Consider the following 8,139-nt stretch of genomic DNA (forward strand, 5'->3'; position numbering starts at 1 on the left):
GCCGAACGGCCTCGGTCCCCAACTTTACCGGGAAGCACGGGGCGAACCCGCTCCCACTGCTCGTCGCTTAATCCGTGTCGATCCAAGATGGCGCTCCCTTCGCCAGTCTTGAATCCGATCCGCGCGGAAAAAGGAATCCCTTAAATGTCCACACGCCTTAGTCGATCTGGAATGGGCGACGACAGCCGACGACATATTGTGGCGCCGGACCAAGCTGGGCCTGCGGCTGGACGCGCAGCAAAAGGCGCGGGTCGAACAATGGCTGGGGGAAAGGGCATGAGCGAGCCGCGCATATTGGTGCTGGACGAGGGCACGACGTCGACGCGAGCGATGCTCTATGCGCCGGACGGGCGGCGGCTGGGCATGGCGCAGGCGGACCTTGGCCAATCTTATCCGCAGCCCGGCTGGGTCGAACATGATGCAACGGAAATCTGGGCCAAGACCCTGGCCTGCGCGCGCGAAATGGTGACGCTGGCGGGCGGGGCCGATCATGTCGCCGCCATCGGCATCACCAACCAGCGCGAAACCGTGGTGGCGTGGGACCGTCGGACGGGCGAGCCGCTGGCCCCCGCCATCGTCTGGCAGGACCGCCGCACTGCCGATCATTGCGCCGCGCTGCGGCAGGCTGGCGAGGAGGAAGCGATCCAGCGGCGGACCGGACTGGTGCTCGACCCTTATTTTTCCGCGACCAAGATGCGCTGGCTGCTGGACCATGCGCCGGCCGTCGCGGCGGCGGGCGATGCGCTGGCCCTTGGCACGGTCGAAAGTTGGCTGGTGTGGAAGCTGACCGGCGGCCTGCATGTCAGCGACGCCAGCAATGCCAGCCGCACCCAGTTGATGGCCCTGGATGGGACGGAATGGGACCGGGGCCTCTGCGATCTGTTCGGCGTTCCGCTGCGCGCCTTGCCGGAGATTTGCGACAATATCGGCGCCTTTGGCGAGACGCGGGCGGAATGGTTCGGTCGGCCCATTGCGATCCGGGGCCTGATGGGGGACCAGCAGGCGGCGACCATCGGCCAGGGTTGCCTGACGCCCGGCGATGCCAAGGCGACCTTGGGCACCGGCGCCTTCGTCCTCGCCAACATGGGCAGCAATGTGCCGGTGTCGCGGCACCGCCTGTTGGGAACCCTACTCTGCCGCCTGCCGGGCGAGACCAGCTATGCGCTGGAGGGCTCGCTGTTCGTCGCGGGCAGCCTGATCCAATGGCTGCGCGACGAACTGGGCCTGATCGCCACGGCGGAGGAGACGGAGGCGCTGGCGCGGTCCGTGCCGGACAGCGGTGGCGTCACCATGCTGCCCGCGCTGGCGGGGCTGGGCGCGCCGCATTGGCGGGCGGAGGCGAAGGGTATGATCCACGGCCTGACGCTGGGCACGAAGCGGGCGCATATCGTGCGCGCCGCGCTCGAATCGCTGTCGCACCAGCTTCATGATCTGTCCGGCGCCTTCGCGGCCGACGGCATGCCCTGGCGGGCGTTGCGCATCGATGGCGGCATGAGCGCCAATGACTGGATCGCCCAGGATTTGGCGGACATTCTGAACCTGCCCGTCGACCGTCCCGCCGATGTGGAGACCACCGCCAAGGGAGCGGCGATGCTGGCTGCGGTGGGCGGCGGCCTGTTCCCCTCGCTCCCGGCGGCTGCAGCGGCGATGGGGGCGGGGACGCGGCGGTTCGTGCCGGCCTTGCCCGGCGATCGGCGGGCCGCAAGGCTGGAAGGATGGCGGACGCTGCTGGCGGCCTCCGCATTTTCTCCTGTGTAGAATCGCGATCGTGAGTATATTTTAACGATAAGCGTCTATGGCGGGACGGAACATGCAGACGTCTCTTCGACATCCTTCCTCCCCTCTCGCGCCGTTCGCGCTGGGCTGCGTCTATTTTCTGATGGCGTCAGCGGCGCTCGTCAGTTCGCGCTTCGAAGGGGGGCTGGCCTTCATCTGGGGCGCCAATGCGCTGTTGATGGCCTATTTGCTGACGTCGCGGACCAGCGACTGGCCGGGGGTTCTGATCGCCTGCGCCGTCGCGAGCGCGCTGTCGACGGCGCTTTGGGGCATGGGTCTGTCGGCCGCCGTGCCGATGGCGTGCGTCAACCTGCTGGAGGCGTTGATCGTTGCGCTGATTTGCCGCCGGTTCGCGCCGGGCGGGAAGTTCGCCGGATCGATGCAGCCGCTGTTCGTCTTCGTCCTGGCCCTTTGCGGTCCGGCAAATCTGATCGCCGGGGCGGCCGCCGCGTCGGTGGCGTCGACGGTGACCGACGTGCCCTTCGGCGCATCCCTGCTGCAATGGTATACCGGCCATGTCCTGGGCGGGCTGACCTGCACGCCGATCCTGATAATGCTGATGCAGGGCGAATTGCGGCGGTGGTTCGGCCAGACTTCCCGCCGCGCCAAATGGGAAGCGATGTGCCTGTTGCTGATGTTCGCGCTCGCCACCGCCTATGTCTTCTACATCGCCCGTTTTCCGATGCTGTTCGCGCTGCTGCTGCCGATGGTGGCTATCGTGTTCCGGATCGGCAATCTGGGGGCGGCGGCATCGGTCATGATCCTGGCGATCGTCGGCGGCATGGCGACCCTGACCGGCCATGGACCGTTGCACATGATCCCCGGCACGCTGGGCGAACGGATGCAATATTTCCAGCTTTTCCTGGCCTTCAGCTTCCTGTTGTCCATGCCGATCGCGGCGGAGCTGAACAGCCGCCGCCGCCTGTTCCAGATGTTGCAGGAAAGCGAGGCGCGTTACCGCGCCATCGCGGAAAATAGCGGCGATGTCGTGCTCAACATCAGCGTGGCGGGGATCATCGAATATGCCTCGCCCGCCGTCGCGGAACAGATTGGCTGCGCGCCGGAACTGCTGGTCGGGCAGGATGCCGCCGATTTGGTCGATCCCAAGGACCGGGACCAGATGGTCGCCGCGCTGCACCGGGCGCTGGCGCAGCCTGGCGACGTGCAGACGGTGGAATTCCGCCCCTTCATCTCCGACGAGGGCCGGGAATGGTGTGAAATGCTGGTGCGCGCCGTGGTCGATGAGCGCGGCATGCCCACCGGCCTCGTCAGCACGATCCGCGACATGTCCCGGCACAAGGCGCGGCAGAGGGCATTGCAGCAGGCGGCGGCGCTGGATTCGCTGACCGGGGCGGATACGCGGCGCGCCTTCCTGGAAAAGCTGGAGGAGGAGATGTCGCGGGTGCGGCGGGGTGGGCGCGCCTGCCTGCTGCTGATCGACATCGATCATTTCAAGGCGGTCAACGACTGCCACGGCCATGGCGCGGGCGACCGCGTACTGGCGGGATTTGTCGAACGGCTGCGTCCGGGTCTGCGCGGCGTCGACAGCATCGGCCGCCTGGGCGGCGAAGAATTCGCCATCCTGCTGAGCGGCACCGATGTCGAGCGGGCGAGCATGATCTGCGAACGGCTGCGGGAAATGGTCTCGACCCATCCGGTGCGGATCGATTCGGGCGAGATGATCCGGGTGACGTTCAGCGCGGGCCTGGTGAGCCTGGGCAGCCAGAGCGACGGCCAGGCCGTGCTCGATGCCGCGGACAAAGCGCTCTACAACGCCAAGCATAGCGGACGGAACTGCCTTCGACTGGCGGCTTAGGAGTGGTCGCAGGATATTCCCCCCACTACATCACCGCAAAAATCGAGTGATGATATGTTGTAACTTTCCTCCACCTGGCCTATGTAGCGTGCGTCATGCCGATCACCCTTCGCCAGCACCTGCTCAACGGCCGGATCGACCGGATCGCGATTGCGCTGTCGGGCATGTGCGTGGCCCATTGCTTCGCCACCGCCGTTCTGCTGGGCGTACTGGCGTCGGCAGGCGGGATTTTCGAAAGTCCGATCTTTCATGAAGTCGGCCTGGTGCTGGCGATCCTGCTTGGCGCGGTGGCGCTCGGCCATGGGGCGGTGGCGCATGGCTATATGATGCCGGCCGCCATCGGATCGCTGGGCCTGGGCATCATGGCTGGCGCCCTTACCATGGATCATGGCTGGCAGGAAAGTGCCTATACCTTGCTGGGCGTCGCGATCCTGGCGCTGGGACATGATCTGAACCACCGGGCGGGCCGGTAGGCACGTTCCGATAGCGCATGCCGAAGGGACTCGAACGAGTCCCTTAATCCTTCAAAGATCGTTCAGACCGGCTTCCGGTCCAGCCGATGTTCGCCCTTCACCCAGCGCACCGTGCCGGTGCTGGCGCGCATGACGACGCTGTCGGTGGTCAGCTTGCCGCCCGGCAGCCGCTTGACGCCCGCGAGCAGAGACCCGTCCGTCACCCCGGTCGCCGCGAAGATGCAGTCGCCTCTCGCCAATTCCTTCAGGTCATAGATACGGTCGAGATCGGTGATGCCCCATTTGCGCGCGCGCATCCGCTCATCCTCATTGCGGAACAGCAGCTTGCCCTTGAACTGTCCGCCGACGCAGCGCAGTGCCGCGCAGGCCAGAACGCCTTCGGGCGCGCCGCCCGACCCCATATACATGTCGATATTGGTTTCAGGATTGGTGGTGGCGATCACGCCCGCGACGTCGCCGTCCGGGATCAGCATGATGCCGCAGCCGATGGCGCGCAGTTCCGCGATCAGTTTCTCGTGGCGCGGCCGGTCCAGCACGCAGACGATGATCTCTTGAGCGTCGACGCCCTTGGCCTTGGCGACGGCCTCCACATTCTCCCTCACCGTCTTGTTGAGGTCGATGACGTCGTCGGGCAGGCCGGGGCCGACCGCCAGCTTCTCCATATAGACGTCCGGCGCGTTGAGCAGGCCGCCTTCCTCCGAAATCGCCAGCACGGCCAGCGCGTTGGGACCGGCCTTGGCGGTGATGGTCGTCCCCTCCAGGGGATCGAGCGCGATGTCGATCTTCGGCCCGGTGCCGATCGCATTGCCGACCTTTTCGCCGATATAGAGCATCGGCGCCTCGTCGCGCTCGCCTTCGCCGATGACGACGGTGCCGTCCATATAGAGATCGTTGAAGGCCAGGCGCATCGCTTCGACCGCGGCGGCGTCGGCGGCTTTTTCGTCGCCCCGGCCGATCAGCTTCGATGCGGCAATGGCGGCCGCTTCGGTCACGCGCACCATCTCCAGCACCAGCACGCGATCGAGTATCGAGCTTGCCTGAACCATGTCGTTTCCTCTTCAGCCGCTATTTTGGGAGCGCGATAGGATGTCGGCCGACCCTTGTCGAGGGTGCGCCTTTCACGAAGCCGATGCAATGGAAGCGGACTATCAAATCCTCCCCATCGACAGATGGGGAGGGGGACCAGCCGAAGGCTGGTGGAGAGGAAGGGGGCACGAACCGGGTATTCCGCCTCTATCAGCGGCTGCGCCAATTTCCCTTCCCCCATGCTTCGCGCAGGGAGGCTTCAACGCCCGCTCGCGATCAACTCAGCCTCAATCCAGAATATGCATCACCATCGGCGTCTGGAGCAGGCTGTCGGACCCCGCCAGCCGGTCTAGCGTCTCGCGCACGCAGCGCTCCTCGCCCGCATGGGTGACGATCGCCACCAGCACGCCGTCCGCCTGATTGGCGCCGCGCTGGATCATGCTCTCGATGGAGACGCCCGCGTCGCGGGTCGCCGCTGCGATCTCCGCCAGCACGCCCGGACGGTCCTGCACCTTGAAGCGCAGATAGGCGCGGCCCACGCGCTTGCCGGCGTCGGCGGGCTTCTGCTGCGCCAGGGCGGCGACCGGCATGGCGAGCGCATCGCCATATTCATCGCGCGCCACGTCGATCAGGTCAGCGACCACCGCCGAAGCGGTCGGCCCGTCGCCTGCGCCGCGTCCCTGGAAGAAGAGGCGGCCGACGAAATTGCCCTCCGCCACCACGGCGTTCAGCGATCCGTCGACATGGGCCAGCGGATGATCCAGCGGCACCAGCATCGGATGGACCCGCTGGAACAGCCCGTCCGGTCCGTTTTCCGCCATGCCCACCAGCCGGATGCGATAACCCAGCGCCGCTGCCTCCGCGATGTCGGCGGCGATGATGTGCCGGATGCCGGTCGTCGCGACCGCATCGAAATCCAGCTCCGTGCCGAAGGCCAGGCTGGCCAGGATGGTCAGCTTGTGCGCGGCGTCGACGCCATCGATGTCGAAGCTGGGATCGGCCTCCGCATAGCCCAGTTCCTGGGCTTCTTTCAGCACCTCGTCGAACCCGCGCCCTTCCTTCTCCATGGTAGTCAGGATATAGTTGCAGGTGCCGTTGAGGATGCCGTAAACCCGGCTGATCTCGTTCGCCGCAGCGCCCTCGCGCATGCCCTTGATGACCGGGATGCCGCCTGCGACCGCCGCTTCATATTTCAGCGCGACGCCCGCCTTTTCCGCCAGGGCGGCCAGGCCCAGGCCATGATGGGCCAGCATCGCCTTGTTCGCGGTGACGAACGGCTTGCCGGCGCTCAGGCACTGACGGGCGAGGGTGAGGGCAGGGCCGTCCGCCCCGCCGATCAGTTCCACCACCACGTCGATGTCATCGCGCGTCGCCAGCGTCGTCATGTCGTCCACCCATTCATAGGGGGACAGGTCGACGCCGCGATCCTTGTTCCGGTCGCGCGCGGAAATGGCGACGACCTGGATCGGGCATCCGGCGCGGCGGGCAATCAGGTCCGCATTGGTCTGGAGCAGCCGAATGACCCCGCCGCCCACCGTGCCGAGGCCGACCAGCGCGACGCGCAGCGGGGCATGGCGGTGCAGATTGGTCATGGCTTCTCTTCATCCTTCCTGATCATGCGAAGCCGCGCTGATAGCGGCCTGCGCGCATCTGTCCAAGGAAAAGGAAGCGCCCGGCTCGCGCGATCAGCGGACCGCCCGAGTCCGGCCGCAGGAGCCGAGGGCATTCAGAACCACCTGATAATCCGCACGGGCTGCCGCTGCGTCCTGCGGGGAAAGGGCGCGCACCGACCGTGCCGGCAACGAATCGGGCAGGCCGCAGGCAAGGCGGTACCACAGCAGGCTGCCGCGTGCCGGGGGGCGGGCAGCCTCGTCCACTATCTCGCCCAGCGCCACGGCCCAGCGCGCTTCCTGACCGGGTCGGCGCAGGACGGACAGCGACACCGGATCGCCATTTTCCGTGCGCAGGAATATCTGCGTCTCGCCCTCTCCGGCGATGGTGCCCGCCACGTGGAAGGCATCGCCCAACCCGACGATGCGCGGCGGCGCGTCATTGGCGACCAGTTCGGACAGGATCGCCTTCACCCGCTCGATCTCGGCGGGGGAGGCGATGATCTGCGCATCGCGCGCGATGAGCTGGATTTCGCCGGGCCGCGCGCCGGGGCGGGCGAACAGGATGACCTGCGCCTTCTTCAGCTTGGGCATCTTGCCCCGCGCATCCAGCGGCGCGTCGTAAAGATAGCTGACGACCGGGCTGATTCCCCCTTCGCCGCGAATCAGGTTGCCGACGTTCGCTTCGATATAGACCCTTTGATGCCCCGCAGGGACGGTACCCGCCTGCTCCGGCTTCAATTTGACGATGTTGCCAATCCGCGCCTGTGCCACCAGGGAAGCGCCATCGGCCAGGTCGGCGATATCGGCGTAAGAGAGGCCCGCGACCCGTTCCGAGGGTTGCGCCGCCATCCTGCCAGGCGGCGCCTGAGCCACGGAAATCTGCGATTGTGCGGCGGAAATGAGGCAGAGCAGGGCCAGCATTCGCGCTGCTATGGTGGATTTCTTTTTCATCTTCGTCCTAGTGATGGCAGTCCGTGACATGTTTGTCACATGCAAGTCTTTCCGATGTATAATGGCGGTCGCAAATGATCATATCGATAAAGCGTTTGCGTGCCACGATGCGCCGCGATAGGAGTTCGCACGGTAGCAAATGGACGGATAGGGGCCAAGATGACCGGGGAGACCCGGCCAGCTCGGGCCGTTTTTGGCTTATTTGCCGATAATCAACTGGTAAAGCTGAGTTAAGGAGTGTCGTTGCCGAATGGCCTATGCTGACCACTCGCAAGGATCGAGTCGCACGATCTCGATCATCATCGTCGCCCTGATTCACGCTGTTCTGGGTTATGCCTTCGTCACCGATCTTGGCATGAAATATGTCAAAAAGGCGGCGGAACAGCTGAACGTGATCGACGTGAAGGAGGAACCGCCACCACCGGACGAGGAGCCGCCGCCGCCGCCGCCAGACCAGCCGGTCGAACCGCCGCCGGTCGTCGCC

6 protein-coding genes and 1 pseudogene are annotated in these 8,139 nt (G+C 65.9%); 4 read left to right on the forward strand and 3 right to left on the reverse strand.

The genetic code is table 11. The features are described from left to right. Positions 1–276: 276 nt before the first annotated feature. The 3 genes from BV95_RS21820 (at position 277) to BV95_RS21830 (ending at position 4,065) form a co-directional block, all read left to right on the forward strand. The gene (locus BV95_RS21820) at positions 277–1,758 is read left to right on the forward strand and encodes a glycerol kinase (RefSeq protein WP_037457297.1); all 1,482 of its coding nucleotides are present in this window, start codon (positions 277–279) and stop codon (positions 1,756–1,758) included. Positions 1,759–1,810: 52 nt separating this feature from the next. Then, the gene (locus BV95_RS21825; RefSeq protein WP_037457306.1) at positions 1,811–3,592 is read left to right on the forward strand and encodes a sensor domain-containing diguanylate cyclase; all 1,782 of its coding nucleotides are present in this window, start codon (positions 1,811–1,813) and stop codon (positions 3,590–3,592) included. A gap of 95 nt (positions 3,593–3,687) precedes the next feature. After that, positions 3,688–4,065: a MerC domain-containing protein gene (locus BV95_RS21830; RefSeq protein ID WP_037457299.1), complete on the forward strand. Its 378-nt coding sequence runs from the start codon at positions 3,688–3,690 to the stop codon at positions 4,063–4,065. 62 nt (positions 4,066–4,127) lie between these two features. Here the strand turns inward: BV95_RS21830 and glpX are convergent, their stop codons facing one another. The 3 genes from glpX to BV95_RS21845 all read right to left on the reverse strand — a co-directional run bounded on the left by glpX (position 4,128) and on the right by BV95_RS21845 (position 7,655). Then, a complete protein-coding gene (gene glpX / locus BV95_RS21835) occupies positions 4,128–5,111 on the reverse strand; it encodes a class II fructose-bisphosphatase (RefSeq protein ID WP_037457301.1) in 984 nt (327 codons plus the stop codon). A gap of 267 nt (positions 5,112–5,378) precedes the next feature. After that, complete coding sequence (locus BV95_RS21840) at positions 5,379–6,683, reverse strand: homoserine dehydrogenase (protein WP_037457303.1); 1,305 nt, start codon at positions 6,681–6,683, stop codon at positions 5,379–5,381. Positions 6,684–6,776: 93 nt separating this feature from the next. Then, positions 6,777–7,655: a hypothetical protein gene (locus BV95_RS21845; RefSeq protein WP_037457304.1), complete on the reverse strand. Its 879-nt coding sequence runs from the start codon at positions 7,653–7,655 to the stop codon at positions 6,777–6,779. A gap of 250 nt (positions 7,656–7,905) precedes the next feature. Between BV95_RS21845 and BV95_RS21850 the strand changes: the two are divergent. After that, a pseudogene (locus BV95_RS21850) lies at positions 7,906–8,139 on the forward strand (energy transducer TonB); the annotation flags it as partial.

The organism is Sphingobium chlorophenolicum (assembly GCF_000722875.1).
GTDB lineage: Bacteria > Pseudomonadota > Alphaproteobacteria > Sphingomonadales > Sphingomonadaceae > Sphingobium > Sphingobium chlorophenolicum.